Raw genomic sequence first — 612 nt, 5'->3', positions numbered from 1 at the left:
CCGTTGTACCTTTATGCCTATGGCGCATACGGACACGCAATCCCGCCGGGGTTTTCGACCGGGCGCCTGTCGCTGCTCGACCGCGGCTTCGCGTATGCAATCGCGCATATCCGCGGCGGCGACGATCTGGGACAGCAATGGTATCACGACGGCAAGCTCGACAAGCGCAATAACACCTTCAACGATTTCGTCGATGTGGCGGAGAGGCTGATCGCCGCGGGATGGACGAGCGCCGGACGAATCGCGATCGAAGGCGGGTCGGCGGGCGGCGAACTGATGGGCGCGGTCGCCAATTCGAACCCTGAGTTATGGGGCGCGGTGGTTGCGGTGGTGCCGTTCGTCGACGTGCTCAACACGATGATGGACCCCGACCTGCCGCTCACCCCGGGCGAGTGGCCCGAATGGGGCAACCCGATCGAGGACAAGGCGGCGTTCGACCTGATCCGCTCGTACAGCCCGTACGACAATGTCGCCGCGCAGGATTATCCGCCGTTGTTCATCTCGGGCGGGCTCAACGATCCGCGCGTCACCTATTGGGAACCCGCCAAATGGGCCGCAAAACTTCGCGCGACCAAGACCGACGATCATATCCTGTTGCTCAAGACCAACATG

Annotated in this window: 1 protein-coding gene; it reads left to right on the top strand. The window is 62.9% G+C overall.

Translation table 11 applies throughout. The annotated features are described in order from the left end of the window. The coding region (locus EAH89_RS31085; RefSeq protein WP_140888062.1) for a prolyl oligopeptidase family serine peptidase at positions 1 to 612 on the top strand (612 nt) is incomplete at both ends.

The sequence above is a fragment of the Muricoccus nepalensis genome, from assembly GCF_006438825.1.
Taxonomy (GTDB): Bacteria; Pseudomonadota; Alphaproteobacteria; order Acetobacterales; family Acetobacteraceae; genus Roseomonas; species Roseomonas nepalensis.
Note: the sequence above shows the minus strand (reverse complement) of the source record. Positions and strands in the feature narration are given on the sequence as shown.